The following is an 18,187-nucleotide window of genomic DNA, read 5'->3' as shown; positions in this document are numbered from 1 at the left end:
ACTAAGTGCCGGCAGTCTCCGTTCCTGTAGTGCTGTCCACCCAAGGAGTTTCCACCATGGCATTTCCCACCGCCGTCAACAGCCAGATCACCGATTCGGTTTCGCAGGTCAACACCAAGGTCCTTGGTGATGCGCCGGCCATCGCAATGGGCAATCTGTTCGTGGCCACCAGCCAGGCACTGTCCAACGCCGCGCACAACGCCACCAACAACCAGCAGCAGTCCTACGTGACCATGCAGGCCTCGACCACCCAGGGCGTGTCCACGCTGTATGCCATCGACACCGCCTCCAACGGCGTAGCCACCCGCGAAATCCTGGGTCTGCGCTGACGTGTCGGCCCGGCGTGACGCCCCCCCTCAGCGCCCCCGCCCGGGTGGCGTCACGCCGGGCCCCTGTCTGATGGCCGCATCGCCTGCCACCGGCTACCTGCTGGACGCTGCCAGCGCCGGCTCGGGCCTGGCGATCGCCCTCGCCCCGTCGTTCGCGATGTCCGCCACTTACCTGGCGATGGCCGACAGCCTGGGCCTGGCCATGCAGAACGCCGTGGCCAACCAGCAACGTGGCCAGGTCACCGCCGGCGCCAGCCTGGCCCAGGTCCTGGCCCTGATCATCCAGAAGGGAGCCGTTCCATCATGAGCAGTGAGAACACCGTCAACAGCCAGATCGTCGACAGCGTCAGTGCCGCCTCGACCCTGTTGGTGGCCCAGGGGCCGGCGCAGTCCTTCAGCATGCTCGACATGGTGATGCTGGAGACGCTGGGCACGGCCATGCACAACGCGGTTGCGCGCCAGCAGGGCGCGGGCATGGTCAGCAACGCCGCGGTCACCGCCGCCTGCGCGAAGATGATCAATGCCCCCTGGCCGGTGCCACCGCCGCCGCCGCTTCCCCCGCCGCCGCCACCGCCGCAGGTCATTCCCCTGCCGGGACCGGTGCCGGCGCCGCCTTCGCCCGCGGCGGTGATCGCCGCGGCTACCGCAGAAGGAAAGACCGCCATCAGCGTCCTGCAGGCACAGACCCACGGTGCCACTGCCGACGCTGCGGCCGCCACCGCCAGCCTGCACACGCTCGAACAGCTTGCAGGCGACGGCGCGGCGCCCACGCCCGGCCCTGCGCCCGACTCCACGCCCGGTCCGGAACCGGCAGCGGGTCCCGCCCACGACCCCGCGCCAGACTCCCCCTCCACCGCGGCCGCCGACGGCACCGACGCCACGCCGTGACCGTGCCGCGGCTGTATTCCGGCCGCCCCCGCCCATCAAGGAGCCCGTATGGACCCGAGCAACGTCAACGCCCAGGTCATCGATGTGATCAACCAGGTGCAGACGGCCACCATGGCCACGACCGTGGTGAAGACCAGTGGCGCCGGCAAGGCCTACCAGTCGGTGGCCCAGTCCGCGGCGATTGCCGTGCAGGACGCCGCCGACGCGCTGCGCAACGTTTCCACCATCGCAACCACCGCCGCCGGCGTGGCCATGGCCCAGTACCTGGCGACGGGAGACGAAAAATATGCGAGGGTGCTCACGCAGGCGCAGACCATGATGCAGGGGGCCACCGACGACTTCACCCGCGTCGGCAGCGCCGCTGCGACCGTCCTCAAGGATTTTCCGGCCCAGTGAGGCCGCCAGGAGAGCCACGCATGAGCGTTTTCATCGACGGTCGCCCCGTTCCCCATCCCGGCCAGCTCAGTTCGCGAACCAAGCGCGTGCTGCCGTTCGTCGATGGCGGCCACTATTGGCTGCAGTGGGCCATCGATTCACACGAGCATCGATACGCCTTTGCAGACGAAGGCGCGATGCTCGAAGGCGTGCAGCAGGGCCTGCATGGTTCACGCATGGCCTGGCTTCCCAATGCCGGCCTGCAGGTGAGCCCGGTAAAGCTGCTCAGCCTTCACACCGACGAACTTGAAGCCTTGCGCCAGCTGGAATCGAGCCCGCCCAGCAACCTGCTGTCGAATGAAGTGCAGAGCGTGCTGGTCCGGCACGGCCTGCTGAGCAACAAGGAACTGGGCGCATACCGGCCCTTCCTCGCGGCCGTTGGCGCCGGCGACGCGCCGCTGCTGCTGCAGCTCGACTTCCGTGAATCGCTGGCGCTGTACCAGCTGGCCCAGGAGCAGGGCGGCCTTAACCCGCCCAGCGAGGCCCAGGCCGAAGCGGCCCGTTTCGCCTTGCAGCACGCACGCAGGCCGATCGAATTCGCCGACTATTTCCGCTTCTACCTCCGTGCTTATCGGCCGGGAGGCAACAGCGACCTGCGCCTGGAACGCGCCACGCACGCATTGCAGACCCTGCTGCCGATGCTGTTCGGCTACCTGGACGGGCCCCAGCTTTCGCATCTTCCATCCCCCGAGCAGGTGCGCGCCGCCATTGCCGAAACACTGGCGGCAAACCGCCACATCGGCTACGCCCGCATTTCGCTGGCCGCGCAGCAGGTCGCGATGTTCCTGGGCGATGGCGATGGGCTGCAGCTGGATGGCGAACGATGGCGCGAGGCCGCGCGTCGGCAACTGCGCAGCGCACAGGCGTTCCTCGACAACCATCCGGTCTCGCGCGGCCAGCTCGGCCAGGACGGTGCCAGCGTGCTGTTCGCCATCGATGGCTCCAAGGAACAGGCGCGCATCCAGGTGGAGGACAACGTCATCACCCTGCAGGACTACCGCCGAACGCGTCGTTTTGCCGAGGATGAGGCCGAGATCGGCTACCAGGCAGACGAAGTGTGAGCCCGCCCTCACCCGCCCCCGGGCCTGATGGCGGCGTGCCGGCAGCCACCGCCGCGCCGGCGTCGGCCGCCCGCGTGGCCGTGGCTGCCGGCCGTCAGGCCGCGCGGCAGCAGGCGCAGAAGATCCTGGCCGATGCCCAGGCGGCATTGCGCCACATCCTGGGGGAGCGCAACGACGGCTCCTCCTCCCCAGCCCCAGAAGGAGTTCCTGCGATGACCTTCCCGATCCCACCCTCTCCGTTCCCCACGCCGGACCGTCCCGGCGGCAAAACCCCCATGCAGATTGCGCAGGAACTGGCCGACGCCGCGATGGCGGCAAGCGAGGAAGGCATCCGCCAGGCGATGATGGTCTCGCAGCAGGCCGTCGAAGCCGCCGCCGAAGCCGCCCGGCGCGCCGATGAGGCCGCCGAGGAAGCCGTACGCAGGGCCGCCGAAGCGAACGCCAGGTAGCGTCCGCTGCGGTGATGCCACACCCCGGGCAGGCCTGCGCCTGCGCCGGGGTTTTTCATTGCTCCGGTATGCGCCGATAGCTGCGCGGACTGACCCCGACCAGGCGCCGGAAGCTCTTCTCGAAATGGCTGAGGTCACCGAAGCCGACCTGCAGCGCGACATCGGTGATGCGCAGGCGCTGCCCACCCCGCAGCAGCTGCTTGGCGTGTTCGATGCGCTGCTGCTGCAACAGCAGCTTGAAGGTGGTGCCCAGTTCGCTGCGGAACAGGAAGCCCAGGTGCGACTGGCTCACATGCGCCTGGCGCGCCAGATCGCCCAGCGTGACCGGCTCGGCGGCATGATCCTTCAGGTAGGCAAGCGCACGCTTGAGGCCATCGTGCAGGCCGTCGTGTGACGCGGCAGGTGCCGTCGATGCGACTGCCTGTGGTGCTGCCCCGGCCACCTCCAGCGCCTCCGCCTCGGGCAACGGACGATCCGCGTCCACCGCCGCTTCACCCAGCATCAGGCCAGGCGCATGCCGCAGCAGGTCCTCACGACGGATGCTGCGCCCGCCGGTCATCACCGCCAGGCGCACCACCACCCGCTCCATCTCCAGCAGGTTGCCGGGCCAGTCATGGCCACGCAGCGCGTCCAGCAGGTCCTCGCTGATGACCTGCGGGTTGAACCCATGCATCTGCAGCGAGCGCGCCACCAGCGCATCGATATCGTCGCTGCGCTCACGCAGCGGGGGAATGTCCACGGTGAGGAACTCCAGCCCGGCCAACAGCGCCCGCGAGAACTGCCGCTCGCGCACACGCTGCTCAAGGTCGGCACTGGTGGAGGCGATCACCCGGATCGCGCGGGCCTGGCCGGACTGGACCGTGGCCATCTCCAGCTCGCGTATGCAATGCGAGAGCTGCGCCTGCAAGGGAACCGGAAGCTCATCCACCTCGTGGAAATACAGGCTGCCGCCGCGGGCGCGCGCGAACCAGTCCGCAGGCGTTTCCTGTGGGTGGGCGCAGTTGACCTCGACGAACGGCCCCCGCCGCCGCGGACCGCAGCTGTGCAGGGCCGCGGCCAGTTCCATCTTCTCGGTGCCGAATTCGCCGCGCAGCAGCACCGGCAACTGGCTGGCGGCAGCGCGCTCGACGAACTCCTCCATCTGCTTCAACGCGTCGCAGGCGCCGACCAGCAGCAACGGGCGGCTCAGGGCCTGTTCGGCCCAGGCTTGCGCTTCATAGCGCTTGATCAGATGTGCGCATCGATGCGCGAATGCCTCACCCAGCGCCAGCGCACTGCTGTCCAGTCCATCCGCCTCGCCTTCCAGCTGCAGCTCGCCGAGCACCTCGCCGCCGTAGCGGATCGGTAGGCGCTGGCCGGCCTCCAGCGACGCGTCCTGGCCAAGGGCCGTGCCCGGTCCACGCAGATGGACACGGCCGCCACGCAGCGCATGGTGTTGCGAAAACTCCTTGATGAACGCGCCCAGCAGGTCGGGCAAGGACCGGTACGGTCGATAGGCGCGCTGCAACATCTGACTGACTTGCCTGTGCATTGAAACTCCCCTTGCGAATGGCGCCCCGGTGCTGCTGCACCAGGCGATCGCGCAATGCCTAGCGTCTGGCTTCATTGCGTGATGCTGCGATGCCTACGCCGCGCCTCGCGCCAGCCGCTGCACACGCAGATCAACGCGCACGCTGTCCGCCCCCATGCCCCCAGGGGGTTGCCGTCGGTGGGTCGACGATGCGGACGTCGGACGGATCCGGATTCCCCCAACGCCTTCACGGCGCCGGCATTTCCGATTATCGAATCGGAGTTTCGAGAGAAACGTGATGATAATCACGTGAATATCCCGATCGCCGCGTGACATTCACGCATTGGCGGACCCCTGCAGCACCAGGAAATCGTCCTTTTCGCGGGCCGTGGCGCGGCGCCAGCGATATCTGGGCAGCGTGCAGCACCGGGCCCGTATGCCGGTGCCGCCAGCGGGCGGCATAATCCGCGCCCAACCAAGGAGATTCAACGTATGGAACACACCACCCCGGCGGCGCCCAAAAACCATCTGATGTGGGCGATCCTGAGTATCTTCGGTGGCTTCTGGCCCTTCGGCATCGTCGCCACCGTCTACGCCAACCGCACGTCATCGCTGCTCGCCGCCGGCCAGATCGGCCCGGCCACGGTGGCATCGCGCAAGGCGCTGCGCTGGATGATCGCTTCATTCGTCACGCTGCCGCTGTGTGTCCTGCTGCTGGTGGGGTATGCACTGATCCTGCGCGCAGCTGGCTGAGCCACGCAGCGACGGTCTGCGGCATGATGGGTGTCCTGTCCTGCTCTGGAGCCAGCCATGCCTTTGGGATTCATCGGCCTGGGCGTCATGGGAACCCCCATGGCCAGCCACCTGGCGCGGGCGGGCCATGCCGTGCTGGGCTGGTCCCGCTCCGGCCGCAACCACGCTGCCGCGCGTGCCGCAGGCATCGAGGTCCGTGAGCAGCTGCACGACGTATTCGCAGCCTGCGAAACCCTCATCCTGATGCTGGCCAACGACGACGCCATCGACAGCGTGCTCGATCGACAGGGCAGCGCGTTCGGCGAACGCGTGCGCGGCCGCCTGCTGATCAACATGGGCACCAGTTCGGCGGCGTATTCGCAGGCGCTGGGCGAACAGATCCGTGCTGTGGGTGGCCGTTACGTGGAAGCGCCGGTCTCCGGCTCCCGTGTACAGGCCGAAGCGGCGCAGCTGGTCATCCTGCTGGCCGGCACCGATGCCGATCTCGCCGTGGCGGCACCGCTGCTGGCACCGATGGGCCGGCAGACGGTGTGCTGCGGCAGTGTGCCGTCGGCGCTGCGCATGAAGCTGGCGGTGAACCTGTACCTCATCACGCTGGTCACCGGCCTGGCCGAAGCGGTGCACTTCGCCGAAGCCCACGGCATCGAGCTGGAACGCTTCGCGCAGGTGCTCAATGCCGGGCCGATGGCCAGTGACGTGTCACGGATCAAGCTGGACAAGATGGCCCGTGGCGATTTTGCCGTGCAGGCCTCGATCACCGACGTGTACAAGAACAGCGGGCTGGTGGCCGCCGCCGCGCGCGAGGTCGGCATGCATGCACCGCTGATCAACGCCAGCGATGCGCTGTTCGCACAGGCGCAGCACGCCGGGCTGGGCGCACTGGACATGGCCGCCGTGCTGCAGGCGGTACGCGCCGGTCCGGGTGGTACCGACCGGGCCTGATCGGAATTCATCTTCCGGCACTCCTGCCGTCCCCGGCCGCTGCTATATTCAGCCACGCTCGGCAGGCACGGTGCCTGCCCTCGAATCACAGGGAGTTGGACATGGGTCTGGTACAGGCGGTGAAGGGTGCGGTAGGCGGTGTGCTGGCCGACCAGTGGAAGGACTTCTACACCGTGCCCACGGGCCTGCCGTCCACGGCGGCCCTGTTTGCAGCGGTACCGCGCGGCACCAACGCCGGCCGCGGCTCCAACACCAGCGGCTCGTCCAACATCATCAGCAATGGTTCGAAGATCGTTGTGCCGGAAGGCTACGGCCTGCTGCTGTTCCAGGACGGCGCGATCACCGCGTTCGTTGCCGAAGCGGGCGGCTACGAGTGGCGCTCGGACGATCTGAACTCGCAGTCGATCTTTGCCGGTGACGGCCTGGTCAGCACCTTCATCAAGCAGAGCTGGGAACGCTTCAAGTTCGGCGGCCAGCCGGGCTCGCAGCAGGCCGCCTACTTCGTATCGCTGAAGGAACTGCCGGACAACCGGTTCGGTACCCAGTCGGAGATCTACTGGGACGACGGCTTCCTCAACACCCAGGTCGGCGCGGTCACCCGTGGCTCATACACGCTGAAGATCGTCGACCCGATCCTGTTCGTGAAGAACTTCGTGCCCGCCAGCTACCTGCAGCCGGGCCAGGTGTTCGATTTCACCGACCTGGACAACGCCGCCGCCAGCCAGCTGTTCAATGAAGTGGTTGGTTCGCTGGCCCCGGCCTTCAGCCTGTATACGAACGATCCGGGCAAGGGCAACCGCATCACCAAGCTGCAGCAGGATTCGATCGGCTTCGCGCAGAGCCTGTCCGCTGCGGTCGAGCAGGCGTATCAGTGGCAGAGCGATCGTGGCCTGGCCATCGTCAAGACCGCCATCGTTTCCATCGAGTACGACGCCAACACCCGTGAATTGCTGAAGACCGTGCAGCGCGCCGATGCGCTGTCCGGCTCGCGCGGCAACTCCAACCTGCAGGCCAGCGTCGCCCAGGGCATCCAGTCGGCCGGCGAGAACGGCGGTGCGGCGGGCCTGGTCGGTGTCGGCATGGCCTCGGGCATGTTCGGTGTCGGCGGCATGCAGCAGCCGGTGACGCCGGCCGCGGACGATCCGGTGGCCAAGCTGAAGAAGGCCAAGGAGATGCTGGACCTGGGCCTGATCACCCAGAGCGACTACGACGCCCTGAAGGCCAAGGCACTGGGCCTGTAACGGCAGGACGCACAACGAACATGTCCGATCCCCGAAACGGCCCCCCGCCGCTGCCCGGATCCGCTCCCGCGACGCCGCCGCCCTTGCCGGCGGCGTCGTTGAATGGACCGGGTTCGCCGCAGGACGTCCCTCCCCTGCCCGGCAGCTTCCCGCTGGACACCTCGACGCTGCCGCAGGCCATCCGCGATGAAGTGGAAGCCCCGGACCCGGTCGCCATCGACACCTCGGCCAGCGAGCTGAAGGACGGCCTCAACCGCTGCCCGAAGTGCGGCGCCACCGACATCCGGCCCAAGGCCGGCACCGACATCCTGGTCTGCCTGTACTGCCGTCACGAATGGCATGGCGCGCGGGTCGAAGAGGAATTCGGGCTGGGCGAAGCCATCGACCAGCTGCGTGGCACCGTCATCGCCTCCGGCGCGCGTGACATCGACGCCGATACCTCGGCACTGATGACCTTCAAGTGCACCGGCTGCGGCGCCGAAGTCACGGTCAACACCGAAAGCACGATGACGGCGCGCTGCCACTGGTGCCGCCATGTGTTCGGCGTCAACGAACAGATCAGCAACGGCGCGGTGCCCGATGCCGTCCTTCCCTTCCATATCAAGAAGGACGATGCGGTCGCGCGCATCCGCCAGTTCGTCGACAAGCGCCGGATGTTCGCGCTGAAGGCGTTCAAGCAGGAGTTCACCCCGGAAAACGTGGTGGGCGTGTTCCTGCCCTACATGATCGTGGACAGCAATGTCAGCGCGGCCGTGGCCGGCAAGGGCGAGATCCAGACCCGGCAGTACACCGTGGGCAGCGAGAAGAACAAGCGCACCGTCTATGACGCCGACATCTATCAGATCGAGCGCCAGGTCGACTTCACCGTTGACGATCTGCCGCTGGAATCCTCCGCCGAGCGCGGCAACCTGGATATCCGCACCAACACCAACAACATCATCAACACCATCCTGCCGTTCGACACCAAGAACGCGGTGAAGTGGAATGCCTCGTACCTGGCGGGCTTCACCTCCGAGAAGCGCAACCTGGACGTGGAGAAGCTGCGGCCACGACTGGAAGACCAGCTGCTGTCCATTGCGCGCTCGCAGGTGGAATCTTCGGTACGCGGCTACAACCGTGGCGTGCGCTGGGAGCAGGAGCAGCTGGAAGTGCATGGCACCCGCTGGGTATCGATGTACCTGCCGGTCTGGCTGTATTCGTACCACCAGCCCGGCAGGAACGGCGGCATGCTGCACTACATCGCGGTGAACGGCCGTACTGGCGAAACCATGGGCAGCGTGCCCGTGCAGCAATGGAAGATGCTGCTGGCGGCGTTGACCGCCGGCACGGTCATCGAAGCACTGGCAATCCTCATCCTGATGGCAACCTCATGAGCGACGATAGCGGCCTCTGGCTGTTGGCGGCAGGTCCGGCCGGCGCAACCGCGCTGTACTGGGCGCTGTACCGCTACTACCGCAACAGCGACAAATCGCACTCCTTCGAGCACGAGACCGAGGTCAAGGCACAACCGGTCACCGGCTCCAACCAGAAGGTGGGCCAGGTGCGTGGCACCGAGGCCACGCGCATCGAAGGCGACAACGTGTACCAGTACCGGATACGGGTTGCACGGGTGAAACCCGATCCATAGAGCCAGGCCATGCCTGGCTGCGGGGAGTGCCGGCCGCTGGGCGGCCGGCACGATTCTCAGCCCGCCTGCCCCAGCCGCACCTTGAGCTGCTGGATCTCCTGCTCGCTCACCCCGATCGACTTCAGGTAGCCTTCGGCACCGCCGTACTGGCTGTGCAGCGCGGCCAGGAACTGCTCCATGTTGCCCGGTGCGGTACCGGACATGCCGGCCATCTTGCGGCCGATCTCCGGGTTCTGCTTGATCAGCGCCATGATCTGCGCGTTCATCGCGCTGTCCTTCGGCTGCCCTTCCAGGTAGTGCGCGGAGATCGCGTAGTTGTGCACGATCTCGGCCTTCGGCACCCCGGCCAGGTCCAGCAGCAGGCCGGCGATGATGCCGGTGCGGTCCTTGCCCGCCGTGCAATGGAACAGCACGGCGCCGTCCTGCTGCGCTGCGATGCGCTGGAACACCTGCTTGAACTGCGGCTGGCTGTGGCCCAGCCACTGCACATAGGCTTCGCCCAGTGAATCCGGGAAGCGGGTCATCATCTTCTGCAGGTCCATCTTCTCGGTGCCCATCAGCGAGATGCGCTGATAGTCGAAGCGATCATCCTTGGCCAGCAGGTCCGGCGACTGCGCCTGCTCGTCGGCGGTACGCAGGTCGATGTCCAGCTTCACGCCAGCAGCGGCCAGTGCATCGCGATCGGCGTCGGTCAGCCGGCCGAGATCGGCGGTACGCACGAACGCAGCGGCCGGAATCGGGCCATGACGGCCCTGCAGGCCAGCGAAGGTGCGCACGTTCCACGCCCCCTGCAGCGGAAGCACGCGCTGCGCATCGGCAGCCACCGGCTTCACATTGGCGGCAGCAGCCGGCTTCGCGGCAACGGCCTGCGGTGCATCTGCGGCCACGGCGGTGGCCGCCAGCGGCAGGCTGAGCATCACGGCCAGGGCAAGTTCGGTAGAGCGGTGCTTCATGGGAGTCTCCGTTCGAATCAGAAGTTGACGGCCACATCCAGGCCGAAGGTGCGGGGGTCGTTGAAGATGCCGGTCTGGCCCAGCGCCGGGCTGTTGAGCTTGTAGAACAGGTGCTGTTCGTCCAGCAGGTTGCGCGCCCACAGCGAGAACGACATCGTGGTGCCGGTGCTGTTCACCGGCACATCCACCAGCGCCACGCGTGCATTCACCACGAACGAACTGTCAGTGAGCATCTGGTCGTACTCGCTGGTGTAATAGCCATGGGACCAGTTGCCGTCCACATGGAACTTCAGCGCCGAGAAGTTGGCGAACGGCACCAGGTAGTCGGCCGACAGGCTGCCCGCATTCTTCGGCGCCAGCAGCGGTTGCACGGTCACCTGCACACCCGCACCGAACGGGTCCGTGGCGGTCTGTGCGTCAATCTTGGTGTAGGCGTAGTTGAGGCCGAGGGTGAGGTTGTCCACCGGCATCACGTTGAACTCCAGCTCCGCGCCGCGCGACTTCCCATCACTCAGTGCGTTGGTGGTGACCATGGTGGTGCGGGTTTCGCCGCTGTTCGGGTCGAACGGCAGCGAGAAGTCCATCTGCTTGTGCGCGATGGTCGAATCGAACACCGCCAGGTTCAACCGCGCACGGTTGTCCCAGAACTGCGATTTGAAGCCCAGCTCATAGGCGGTCACCTCTTCCGGGCCGAACGCGGTGTAGTTGGTCGACCGCGAGTTGGCGCCACCGGCCTTGAAGCCAGTGCTGTACCTGGCGTAGACCATCGCGTGCTCGCCCAGGTCGTAGGCGATGTTGACCATCGGGTCGAAGCGGCTCCAGCGGTCCTTGAAGCCGAGACTCGTCGCCGCACCGTTGACGATGTACAGGCTGCCCTTCTTGTCATCGCGGGTGTAGCGGCCACCGGCGGTCAGGTGCAGGCCCGGCATCGCCTCTGGGGTCCACGTGGCCTGGCCGAACACGCCCAGGCTGTCAGTCCAGGCCTTGCTGGCGCGGTCGATGCGCACCCGTGAAAGATCCAGCGGGTTGGTGGCCGGGTTCAGCGTGTAGCTGTTGCCGCCCGGCCCCCACACCAGCATGTTGGGCGTCTGTGCATTGTCGCCCGCGGTCTCGTGGTAGTAGAACGCGCCGCCGAGGAACTGCACCTGCGCGGTGTTGCCGATCAGCTGGAACTCCTGGCTGTATTGGTGCTGGTAGACCTGGGCCAGGCTGTAGCGGCCGAACGGCGTACCCGCGCCACCGTAGGCCGAGATCGCATCGACCAGGCCCATGTCGAACTGGCCTTGGGTCAGTTCGCGATAGGAACTGATCGACTTCAGTTCCAGGTTCTCGTTCAAGGTCCACGACAGGTTCAGCAGATGGCCACTGGTGCGGCCGATGTTGTCTTCCTGCGGGCCACCCAGGATGGCGCTGTCGCGGCGGTCGAGGCTGGCCCCGGCCTTCTGCAGCGGGCTGAGGTAGGCACCGGGCACCAGCACCTGGGTGTGGTACGGCGTGGTGGCATCGTAGGAACGGTCGAACGCATACAGCAGCGAGACATCATCGCGCGGCTGCCACAGCGCACTGAGGCGTGCGCCACGCTTGTCGTAGCTGTTGAAGTCGCGCTCGCCGCGCATCGGGTTGTCGGTGGTGCCGCCACGCTTGGCCTGCACCGCGTCGATCTTGAAGCTGACATCACCCACCTTGGGCAGGTCCAGGTGCAGCGCGCTGTTGTAGCCGCTGTAGTTGGACACACCGGCACTGACGCGGCCGCCGAACTCGCCGGTCGGCACCTTGGTCAGGATGCTGACCGCACCGCCCTCGGTGTTGCGGCCAAACAGCGTACCCTGCGGGCCCTTCAGCACTTCAATGCGCTCCACGTCGTAGAGCATGCTGCCCAGGCCCTGCGCGCGGCCCATGAACACACCGTCGACGTAGATGCCGACGCCGGCATCGCGCGCCGGCTGGTTGGCATCGCCGGACGCACCGATGCCACGGATGCCGATGTTCAGTGCCGAACTGCGGGTCGCGAACGGGGTCACCCGCAGCGAAGGAATCGAGCCATCGGACAGGCTGCCCAGCGAGATCGCGCTGCGATCCTTCAACGCCTCGGCATCGACCACCGACACTGAAATCGGCGTCTCCTGCAGGTTGGTGGCGCGCTTCTGCGCGGTCACCACCACCTGGTCAAGCGCCACCACGGTTCGCGCCGCGTCGGCGGAGGCAGTGGCATCGGCTTCGGCATGGGGGCTGTCTTCGGCATGGGCAATCGCCGGCAGCGCGGCGGCAATGGCGAGGGTGAGCAGCGGGCGGTGCAGCGTGGCGTAGCGCATCGGACTCGTTCGCGGAAGGAGAAGGCCGGCGCAGTCTGGGAGTCGGGAATTACAAATGAATGACCGTTCATTCACACCTTTTGTGACGTACTATCCCGTCTCTGGACGCCCTGACCTTCCGCAATGACGCCAAAGCCCGCCGTAGCCCCACCCGTTGATGACGCCGCCGCCGCACACGCCGAGGCCCAGCGCCGGCGCATCCTCGATGCCGCCCAGAAATGCTTCATCACCCGCGGCTTCCACGCCGGTTCCATCGGCGATATCGCCGCCGAGGCCGAGATCAGCCAAGGGCTGATGTACCGCTATTTCGCCAACAAGCGGACCCTGATCCTGGCCCTGATCGAGCGCCAGCTGCGCCACGACCAGGCCTCGATCAGCGAAATGCCGGCGGCGTCCGATCTGGTCGATGGGCTGCTGGAGTGCTACCGGCAGTGGGCGCGCGGCGCCGTGCTGCCGATCCACGGCAACGCCATCGCCAGCGTGGCGCTGTACGCGGAAATCAACGCCGAAGCGCACCGCGACCCGATGCTGGCCGAGGTACTGCGCACCCACGACAAGCAGACCAGCGCTGCCATCCATGCCTGGCTGCGCCAGCACGATGCGCGCCTGGGCCGGCCGATTGACGAGGAAGCCATCGCCGGGCGCACCCTGCTGCTGCGGCTGCTGGTGGAAGGCCTGGCCATGCGCGCCGTGCGCGACCCGGACCTGCCACCGGCACGCGTGCGCGCCCTGCTGGCCGATGCCATCGGGCGGGTGATGGCGGACTGAGCGCCGCTCGACGTCACTTGGACCGCGTGGCGCTCGGCTTCACCTGTTGGAACGGAGCGCGCTGCAACCAGTCCCGCTGGTGCTTACGCATGCCGCTCCACGTGGACGTCATGAGCTCCCTCGCCTCCGCCGCGGAATAGAGGTAGCTTTCCGCAGGATATCCCGCCGCCTGCATGCACAGCAGGACCTCGCGCATATTGGACTCGATCCACTGATCGGCCATCGCCCCGCCCACCCCGGCATGCTGAAGCATCGCGCCGATCAGCGCCCAGGCACGCAGCGTCCCGGTGTGATAGGCGTTCTGCACCCTGGGAAACGCCGAGAAGCCAAGCGTAGTACCCACCAGGAAATCAAAGGTGATCGAGAGCTTCTTCGCCTCGTCCATCGGGCTGCCGTCCGGCCGGGATCTCAGCAGCCAGGTCGCCAGCAGCCGTCCCGCCATTTCATCCGCGTCCGACTCCATGTACAGGCGCATCTTCGAATCGCCTGCCGCCGGCATCAGAGGACGCTCATCCATGTAGAGACTGCCGCAAGTGGCGGTTTCGTACCCGAGATGGCCTCTCACCACATGCGCGAACTCATGCATGAAGATCGCCAGGAATCCACAATGCGCGTAGCGGATGCCTCGATCCCTTCTCTGCTGGCTGGCGGGAATGCGAAAGGTTTCGGAACGCGGCCACTCCATCGTCGCCTCCAGCGTGCCTTCCATGGGGAGCGCGGGCTCCAGCCCCGGAACACTCAGCACCCGATAGGCTGCGACAACGGTCTCCAGAAGGCTGCCTGCCGTGACTGACAGGCCATAGACGGGCTCACCCGGATGTATGGGCCAGGCCATGCCATTGGCGTACGGGGAATCCGTCACGAATCCGCATAGTCTTCCGGGCCGGAAGGCATGGATCGCGCCCCCGAAACCCTGGCGCACGGCAGCGAATGCGGCCTTGACGATCTCCATCCCATCCTGCGCTTTGCCCTCCACCAGGAAAACCGGGGGAAGCACGCTCGTCGCGCTCAGTGGTGCGCAACCACTCACTTTAAGCGTCGCGATGGCGGCCACACGATCACGTTGCTGCAGCGGACCGAACTCGTAGGGGTTCAACGCAGATCGGCGGCCCTTGAAAAGACCGGGCCAGAGTGCATTGGGATTATCTCGTTTCTGCAACAGTCGACTCCTGCAAGGACAGCCCTGTGTCGGGAAAAACCTGACACGAGCCTGCCTCATGCGAACGCATAATAAGAACCCGCACCCTGCCCAGGCAGGCCCGCTTCAAACCCACTTACGATGAAACGGCCGCATCAAGGCTTGGAGAATCTAGATCATGAAGATCACCCCGACAACACTCACGCTTCAGCAGTTCTTCTCGGTGGGAAACGAACAGTTCCTGATACCGGCCTATCAGCGTCGGTACGCCTGGGGGCAGCGCCAGCAACGGGAACTGTTCGACGATATCCGCCTGCTGCCCGCCGCTGATGCACACCTGCTGGGCACTGTGCTGCTGTTGTCGGATACGCACAAGCCCGGCGTGAATCATCTTGAGCTGGTGGACGGCCAACAGCGCGTCACCACCCTCACCATCCTGATGCGCGTGCTTGCACGCAGATACGAAAAGGACGGTGACAAGGAGGCCGCCCAGGAGCTTGAGAAGCTGCTGCATTGTCGAGGCATCGATCGCAAGACCCAGCCCAAGCTTCATCTTGGCGACCTGGATCACTCCGATTACGCGGCCATCATGGATTCGACGGATGTGTCCGAAGTCGATAACGAACGGCTGAAGGGCGCCCATCTCAACTTCACTGCCTGGGTCGAACAGCTGAAGACCGATGAGCTCAACGAGTTCTTCCACAAGCTGCTCAACAACGCCTCCATCATCCGGCTGGATGTGGGCGCGGCGAAGGATGCCTACAAGCTCTTCGAGACCATCAACAACCGCGGCCTGCGCCTGAAGCCAACCGACATCATCAAGAATTTCCTGCTCGGCCACGCCTCATCGCTTTCGCAGGCCACGCTGGACAAGGTGAAGGATGACTGGCGGAAGCTGATTGTGGCCCTCGACGGGCTGGACAGCGACGACTTCTTCCGCCAGTGGCTGGCTGGAAAGCTCCATCGCAAGGTCTCAAAGACCAAGCTGGTGGGCGACTTCAAGTGGTACTACCTGCGCAGCGTGGTCGAGGCCGAATCCATGACCGAGTTTCTCTCTTCGGTCATCAAGGACGAAGAGGACGACGACGAGACGGAGGATGGAATCCTTGTCGCGTCGGACGAGGACGATACAGCGGATGCGGGCCCCAAGTCTGGCAAGGCCCGGAAGGTCAAGCTGATCGCATTCGCGAAAGCCCTTCGGCAGTCCGCCGAACTCTATTCGAAGCTGCTCTGGTGCGAGACCGGCTTTGAAAAGCTGGACCGGCATATCGGCAATCTCTGGGATATCAAGGCGTTCCAGGCATTCACCTGGCTGCTGGACATGTTCGGCAGGGACAGCCTCGACGAGAAGGCCAGGATCCGGCTGCTCAGAACGCTGGAGTCGTTCATGATGCGCAGGCATATCTGCGAAAAGCGCTCCAACGAACTTGAGACGATCTTCGCAATGCTGACAGGCCTGGATGACGTCGACTACGAGAAGACCGCCATAGGCATCCTGCGCGAGCACACGCCCGACGACGACGAATTCAGCGCCGCCTTCGCCGCATTCCCGTTCGTGCCCGCAGTGATCAATCGTGCCAGGTATGCGCTGCAGGTCCTCGAGTACGATGCGATCGGCCACAAGAACGAGTACTACCTTGCCGACCCGGATGAGCTCGAACTCGAACACATCATTCCCAAGGCTGCAGACAAGGCGAGCACCAAGAAGGAGCTTGGCGATTGGCCGAGTTATCTGGGCGATGGATGGAAAACCAAGCACTCCCGGATGTTGCATCGAATCGGCAACATGACGCTCATCGCGGACGAGCTGAATGTGGTGGCATCGAACAATCCCTTCCAGTCCAAGAAGAAGGAATACGCCAGTTCCAACATCCAGTTGACCCGGGATGTCGCCGGACTGCCGCATTTCAGGTTCAAGCAGGTGGAGGAGCGCTGCCAGCACTTCGCAAGCCGCGCCGTTGTGCTGTGGAAGGTCTGACGCCTGGCCGAGGGTAGATGGCGCCCCGGCCGTCCGCCTGCCCGGGCCCACGCCGCCAATGCTGACTCGGCGGGGGCCGCGTGACCATCACGCGGCCCCCGCCTCGCCGGCACGATACTCGCCCGGTCGACCTTGCCGAGGTTCCTGCAATGGCTGCTCTGCTTGCCCGTACCTGCCTGTCCACGCTGTGCTGCCTGGCCCTGCCCGCCGTGGCCCAGGACGCGTCGTTCCGCTTCGGCGAACAGGCCACCCGCACCGAACAGACCACACAATCCAGCAGCACCCAGACCCGGAACAGCGAAGTGTCCACCTCTGGCGACATCGGGGCCTTGGCCACACAGTCCACCACCCGCGACACCTCCCAGTCCGAAATTCGCAGTGAAAGCAAGGCGGTTGATGTAGACGTCGGCGTTGGCCGCCACGACCGTGACGATGATCGGGGGCATGACCGCCGTCGCAGTCGAGATATCCGCGACAGTGACCTGTTCGGACGCTGGACGCTGGGCGAGGAGAATGGCAGTACCTGCACCATCGAACTGCGTAACAGCGAATGGTTCGGTGGCTATGGCGCCTATGTGCCCGCCGGCTGCCCGGACGGCTTCTTCTCTGCCAATCGCTGGGTGCTGTCCGGTGACCAGCTGCTTCTGACCGACACCAGCAACACCGTGTTCGGGCGCTTCAGCTTCTCCGGTGGTGGTCGATGGTCAGGGGCGCGCGAATCCGACGGCGCGCGCTTGTATCTGAACCCCGCCGGGCGCTGACGCCTCGTACCTGCACGCCTTGGGCACGGGCGGGCGCGGAAGATGACCCGCTCCGCCCATTACCGCCTGCGCGATGTCCGCCCCCACCGGTTCCCGTCTTGTCATCTATGCGGCCCTCGCCGGCAACCTGGCCATCGCCGTGGCCAAGTTCATCGCCGCAGGCATCTCCGGCAGTTCGGCCATGCTCAGCGAGGGCGTGCATTCGCTGGTCGACACCCTCAACGAACTGCTGCTGCTCTACGGCCTGCGGCGTGCCGGCAAAGCCCCCGATCCGGTGCATCCCTTCGGCTATGGGCGCGAACTCTACTTCTGGAGCTTCATCGTCGCCCTGCTGGTGTTTGCAGCAGGCGCGGGCGTTTCGGCCTACGAAGGCATCCAGCACATCCGCAACCCACAGCCCGCCAGCAACCACGCACTGAGCTACAGCGTGCTGGGCATCTCCTTCCTGTTCGAGGGCGCCTCGTGGTGGGTGGCGCTGCGCGAGTTCCGGCGCACCAAGGGCACGCTCGGCTATTTCGAAGCCTTCCGCCGCAGCAAGGACCCGTCCACCTTCACCGTGCTGCTGGAAGACAGCGCCGCCCTGCTCGGCCTCGGCTTCGCCCTGATCGGCCTGCTCGCCGCGCAGTGGCTGGACATGCCGATCCTCGACGGCGTGGCCTCGCTGTGCATTGCCGCCGTGCTGGCTGTAACGGCCTTCCTGCTGGCGCGGGAAACCAAGGGACTGCTGGTGGGCGAGCCCGCGCACCCGGCGGTGGCCGAGCGCATCCTGGCCGTGGCCGAAACCGATCCTGACCTGCGCAGCGCCAACGGCGTGACCACCCTGCAGATGGGCCCGCAGCAGGTCGTGGCGATGCTCAGCGCCGAGTTCGAGGATGACCGCCGTACCCCGCAGATCGAGGCCTGCATCACCCGCATCGAGGCGGCAGTGAAGCGTGAGTACCCCGAGCTGGTGGCCCTGTTCGTGAAGCCGCAGGCGCCGGAGGTCTACGCCGCCCGGCGCGCCGCGTTGGCGTCGCGTTCCGATCAGCCGTGAGCCGACATC

General features: G+C 66.0%; 19 protein-coding genes. 15 read left to right on the top strand and 4 right to left on the bottom strand.

Annotated features, from left to right (window positions below):
• Positions 1 to 56 precede the first annotated feature (56 nt).
• From AC5P7U_RS03290 to AC5P7U_RS03265, 6 genes are all read left to right on the top strand, one after another.
• The gene (locus AC5P7U_RS03290) at positions 57 to 329 is read left to right on the top strand and encodes a RebB family R body protein (protein ID WP_005416651.1); all 273 of its coding nucleotides are present in this window, start codon (positions 57 to 59) and stop codon (positions 327 to 329) included.
• A 70-nt stretch (positions 330 to 399) separates the two neighbouring features.
• The gene (locus AC5P7U_RS03285; RefSeq protein ID WP_008265905.1) at positions 400 to 636 is read left to right on the top strand and encodes a RebB family R body protein; all 237 of its coding nucleotides are present in this window, start codon (positions 400 to 402) and stop codon (positions 634 to 636) included.
• A complete protein-coding gene (locus tag AC5P7U_RS03280) occupies positions 633 to 1,217 on the top strand; it encodes a RebB family R body protein (RefSeq protein ID WP_197565050.1) in 585 nt (194 codons plus the stop codon). The genes AC5P7U_RS03285 and AC5P7U_RS03280 overlap by 4 nt, the downstream gene beginning before the upstream one ends.
• A gap of 48 nt (positions 1,218 to 1,265) precedes the next feature.
• Positions 1,266 to 1,613 carry a hypothetical protein gene (locus tag AC5P7U_RS03275; RefSeq protein ID WP_006479484.1) on the top strand — a complete coding sequence of 116 codons (348 nt, stop codon included), beginning with the start codon at positions 1,266 to 1,268 and terminating at the stop codon, positions 1,611 to 1,613.
• A 20-nt stretch (positions 1,614 to 1,633) separates the two neighbouring features.
• Positions 1,634 to 2,713, top strand: coding sequence for a hypothetical protein (locus AC5P7U_RS03270; protein WP_197565051.1), 1,080 nt, complete (start codon positions 1,634 to 1,636; stop codon positions 2,711 to 2,713).
• A 35-nt stretch (positions 2,714 to 2,748) separates the two neighbouring features.
• Positions 2,749 to 3,162 (top strand): hypothetical protein, encoded by a 414-nt coding sequence (locus tag AC5P7U_RS03265; protein WP_414554653.1) that lies wholly within the window; start codon positions 2,749 to 2,751, stop codon positions 3,160 to 3,162.
• Positions 3,163 to 3,217: 55 nt separating this feature from the next.
• Here the strand turns inward: AC5P7U_RS03265 and AC5P7U_RS03260 are convergent, their stop codons facing one another.
• Positions 3,218 to 4,693, bottom strand: coding sequence for a helix-turn-helix domain-containing protein (locus AC5P7U_RS03260; protein WP_197565063.1), 1,476 nt, complete (start codon positions 4,691 to 4,693; stop codon positions 3,218 to 3,220).
• Between the two features lie 471 nt (positions 4,694 to 5,164).
• Here AC5P7U_RS03260 and AC5P7U_RS03255 point away from each other — a divergent pair, with 471 nt between their 5' ends.
• The 5 genes from AC5P7U_RS03255 to AC5P7U_RS03235 all read left to right on the top strand — a co-directional run bounded on the left by AC5P7U_RS03255 (position 5,165) and on the right by AC5P7U_RS03235 (position 9,235).
• A complete protein-coding gene (locus AC5P7U_RS03255) occupies positions 5,165 to 5,425 on the top strand; it encodes a CD225/dispanin family protein (protein ID WP_006446983.1) in 261 nt (86 codons plus the stop codon).
• 57 nt (positions 5,426 to 5,482) lie between these two features.
• The gene (locus AC5P7U_RS03250; RefSeq protein WP_006446984.1) at positions 5,483 to 6,367 is read left to right on the top strand and encodes an NAD(P)-dependent oxidoreductase; all 885 of its coding nucleotides are present in this window, start codon (positions 5,483 to 5,485) and stop codon (positions 6,365 to 6,367) included.
• Between the two features lie 101 nt (positions 6,368 to 6,468).
• The gene (locus tag AC5P7U_RS03245) at positions 6,469 to 7,608 is read left to right on the top strand and encodes an SPFH domain-containing protein (RefSeq protein ID WP_006446992.1); all 1,140 of its coding nucleotides are present in this window, start codon (positions 6,469 to 6,471) and stop codon (positions 7,606 to 7,608) included.
• A 20-nt stretch (positions 7,609 to 7,628) separates the two neighbouring features.
• A complete protein-coding gene (locus tag AC5P7U_RS03240; RefSeq protein WP_197565062.1) occupies positions 7,629 to 8,981 on the top strand; it encodes a TFIIB-type zinc ribbon-containing protein in 1,353 nt (450 codons plus the stop codon).
• Entirely contained in the window at positions 8,978 to 9,235 is a 258-nt protein-coding gene (locus AC5P7U_RS03235) for a hypothetical protein (RefSeq protein ID WP_006447036.1), read from the top strand. Before AC5P7U_RS03240 ends, AC5P7U_RS03235 begins: the two co-directional genes overlap by 4 nt.
• Before the next feature lie 56 nt (positions 9,236 to 9,291).
• Here the strand turns inward: AC5P7U_RS03235 and AC5P7U_RS03230 are convergent, their stop codons facing one another.
• Together AC5P7U_RS03230 and AC5P7U_RS03225 are read right to left on the bottom strand one after the other, a co-directional pair.
• The gene (locus AC5P7U_RS03230) at positions 9,292 to 10,188 is read right to left on the bottom strand and encodes a tyrosine-protein phosphatase (RefSeq protein ID WP_197563136.1); all 897 of its coding nucleotides are present in this window, start codon (positions 10,186 to 10,188) and stop codon (positions 9,292 to 9,294) included.
• A gap of 17 nt (positions 10,189 to 10,205) precedes the next feature.
• Entirely contained in the window at positions 10,206 to 12,500 is a 2,295-nt protein-coding gene (locus AC5P7U_RS03225) for a TonB-dependent receptor domain-containing protein (protein WP_197563138.1), read from the bottom strand.
• A 123-nt stretch (positions 12,501 to 12,623) separates the two neighbouring features.
• Here AC5P7U_RS03225 and AC5P7U_RS03220 point away from each other — a divergent pair, with 123 nt between their 5' ends.
• Entirely contained in the window at positions 12,624 to 13,268 is a 645-nt protein-coding gene (locus AC5P7U_RS03220; protein WP_495220788.1) for a TetR/AcrR family transcriptional regulator, read from the top strand.
• Positions 13,269 to 13,281: 13 nt separating this feature from the next.
• On the opposite strand, the gene AC5P7U_RS03215 is transcribed toward AC5P7U_RS03220, so the two are convergent.
• Entirely contained in the window at positions 13,282 to 14,427 is a 1,146-nt protein-coding gene (locus tag AC5P7U_RS03215) for a hypothetical protein (RefSeq protein WP_197563140.1), read from the bottom strand.
• A 157-nt stretch (positions 14,428 to 14,584) separates the two neighbouring features.
• Between AC5P7U_RS03215 and AC5P7U_RS03210 the strand changes: the two genes are divergently transcribed.
• The 3 genes from AC5P7U_RS03210 (at position 14,585) to AC5P7U_RS03200 (ending at position 18,178) form a co-directional block, all read left to right on the top strand.
• The gene (locus AC5P7U_RS03210; protein ID WP_197563142.1) at positions 14,585 to 16,384 is read left to right on the top strand and encodes a DUF262 domain-containing protein; all 1,800 of its coding nucleotides are present in this window, start codon (positions 14,585 to 14,587) and stop codon (positions 16,382 to 16,384) included.
• Positions 16,385 to 16,533: 149 nt separating this feature from the next.
• Positions 16,534 to 17,145: an AprI/Inh family metalloprotease inhibitor gene (locus AC5P7U_RS03205; protein WP_006447141.1), complete on the top strand. Its 612-nt coding sequence runs from the start codon at positions 16,534 to 16,536 to the stop codon at positions 17,143 to 17,145.
• A gap of 73 nt (positions 17,146 to 17,218) precedes the next feature.
• Positions 17,219 to 18,178, top strand: a complete 960-nt coding sequence (locus tag AC5P7U_RS03200; protein ID WP_006447143.1) for a cation diffusion facilitator family transporter — start codon at positions 17,219 to 17,221, stop codon at positions 18,176 to 18,178.
• The last annotated feature ends 9 nt before the right edge of the window (positions 18,179 to 18,187 follow it).

Source organism: Stenotrophomonas sp. YJH_SMC_57 (assembly GCF_059369755.1).
This window is presented reverse-complemented; position numbering and strand designations above follow the sequence as displayed.

What these genes read in the sequence shown, in the direction of transcription:
- AC5P7U_RS03220 (WP_495220788.1), top strand. Translation starts at nt 12,624, where the DNA reads ATGACGCCAAAGCCCGCCGTAGCCCCACCCGTTGATGACGCCGCCGCC.
- AC5P7U_RS03240 (WP_197565062.1), top strand. Translation starts at nt 7,629, where the DNA reads ATGTCCGATCCCCGAAACGGCCCCCCGCCGCTGCCCGGATCCGCTCCC.
- AC5P7U_RS03275 (WP_006479484.1), top strand. Translation starts at nt 1,266, where the DNA reads ATGGACCCGAGCAACGTCAACGCCCAGGTCATCGATGTGATCAACCAG.
- AC5P7U_RS03225 (WP_197563138.1), bottom strand. Translation starts at nt 12,500, where the DNA reads ATGCGCTACGCCACGCTGCACCGCCCGCTGCTCACCCTCGCCATTGCC.
- AC5P7U_RS03200 (WP_006447143.1), top strand. Translation starts at nt 17,219, where the DNA reads ATGTCCGCCCCCACCGGTTCCCGTCTTGTCATCTATGCGGCCCTCGCC.
- AC5P7U_RS03290 (WP_005416651.1), top strand. Translation starts at nt 57, where the DNA reads ATGGCATTTCCCACCGCCGTCAACAGCCAGATCACCGATTCGGTTTCG.
- AC5P7U_RS03230 (WP_197563136.1), bottom strand. Translation starts at nt 10,188, where the DNA reads ATGAAGCACCGCTCTACCGAACTTGCCCTGGCCGTGATGCTCAGCCTG.
- AC5P7U_RS03270 (WP_197565051.1), top strand. Translation starts at nt 1,634, where the DNA reads ATGAGCGTTTTCATCGACGGTCGCCCCGTTCCCCATCCCGGCCAGCTC.
- AC5P7U_RS03285 (WP_008265905.1), top strand. Translation starts at nt 400, where the DNA reads ATGGCCGCATCGCCTGCCACCGGCTACCTGCTGGACGCTGCCAGCGCC.
- AC5P7U_RS03235 (WP_006447036.1), top strand. Translation starts at nt 8,978, where the DNA reads ATGAGCGACGATAGCGGCCTCTGGCTGTTGGCGGCAGGTCCGGCCGGC.
- AC5P7U_RS03280 (WP_197565050.1), top strand. Translation starts at nt 633, where the DNA reads ATGAGCAGTGAGAACACCGTCAACAGCCAGATCGTCGACAGCGTCAGT.
- AC5P7U_RS03260 (WP_197565063.1), bottom strand. Translation starts at nt 4,693, where the DNA reads ATGCACAGGCAAGTCAGTCAGATGTTGCAGCGCGCCTATCGACCGTAC.
- AC5P7U_RS03210 (WP_197563142.1), top strand. Translation starts at nt 14,585, where the DNA reads ATGAAGATCACCCCGACAACACTCACGCTTCAGCAGTTCTTCTCGGTG.
- AC5P7U_RS03245 (WP_006446992.1), top strand. Translation starts at nt 6,469, where the DNA reads ATGGGTCTGGTACAGGCGGTGAAGGGTGCGGTAGGCGGTGTGCTGGCC.
- AC5P7U_RS03255 (WP_006446983.1), top strand. Translation starts at nt 5,165, where the DNA reads ATGGAACACACCACCCCGGCGGCGCCCAAAAACCATCTGATGTGGGCG.
- AC5P7U_RS03250 (WP_006446984.1), top strand. Translation starts at nt 5,483, where the DNA reads ATGCCTTTGGGATTCATCGGCCTGGGCGTCATGGGAACCCCCATGGCC.
- AC5P7U_RS03205 (WP_006447141.1), top strand. Translation starts at nt 16,534, where the DNA reads ATGGCTGCTCTGCTTGCCCGTACCTGCCTGTCCACGCTGTGCTGCCTG.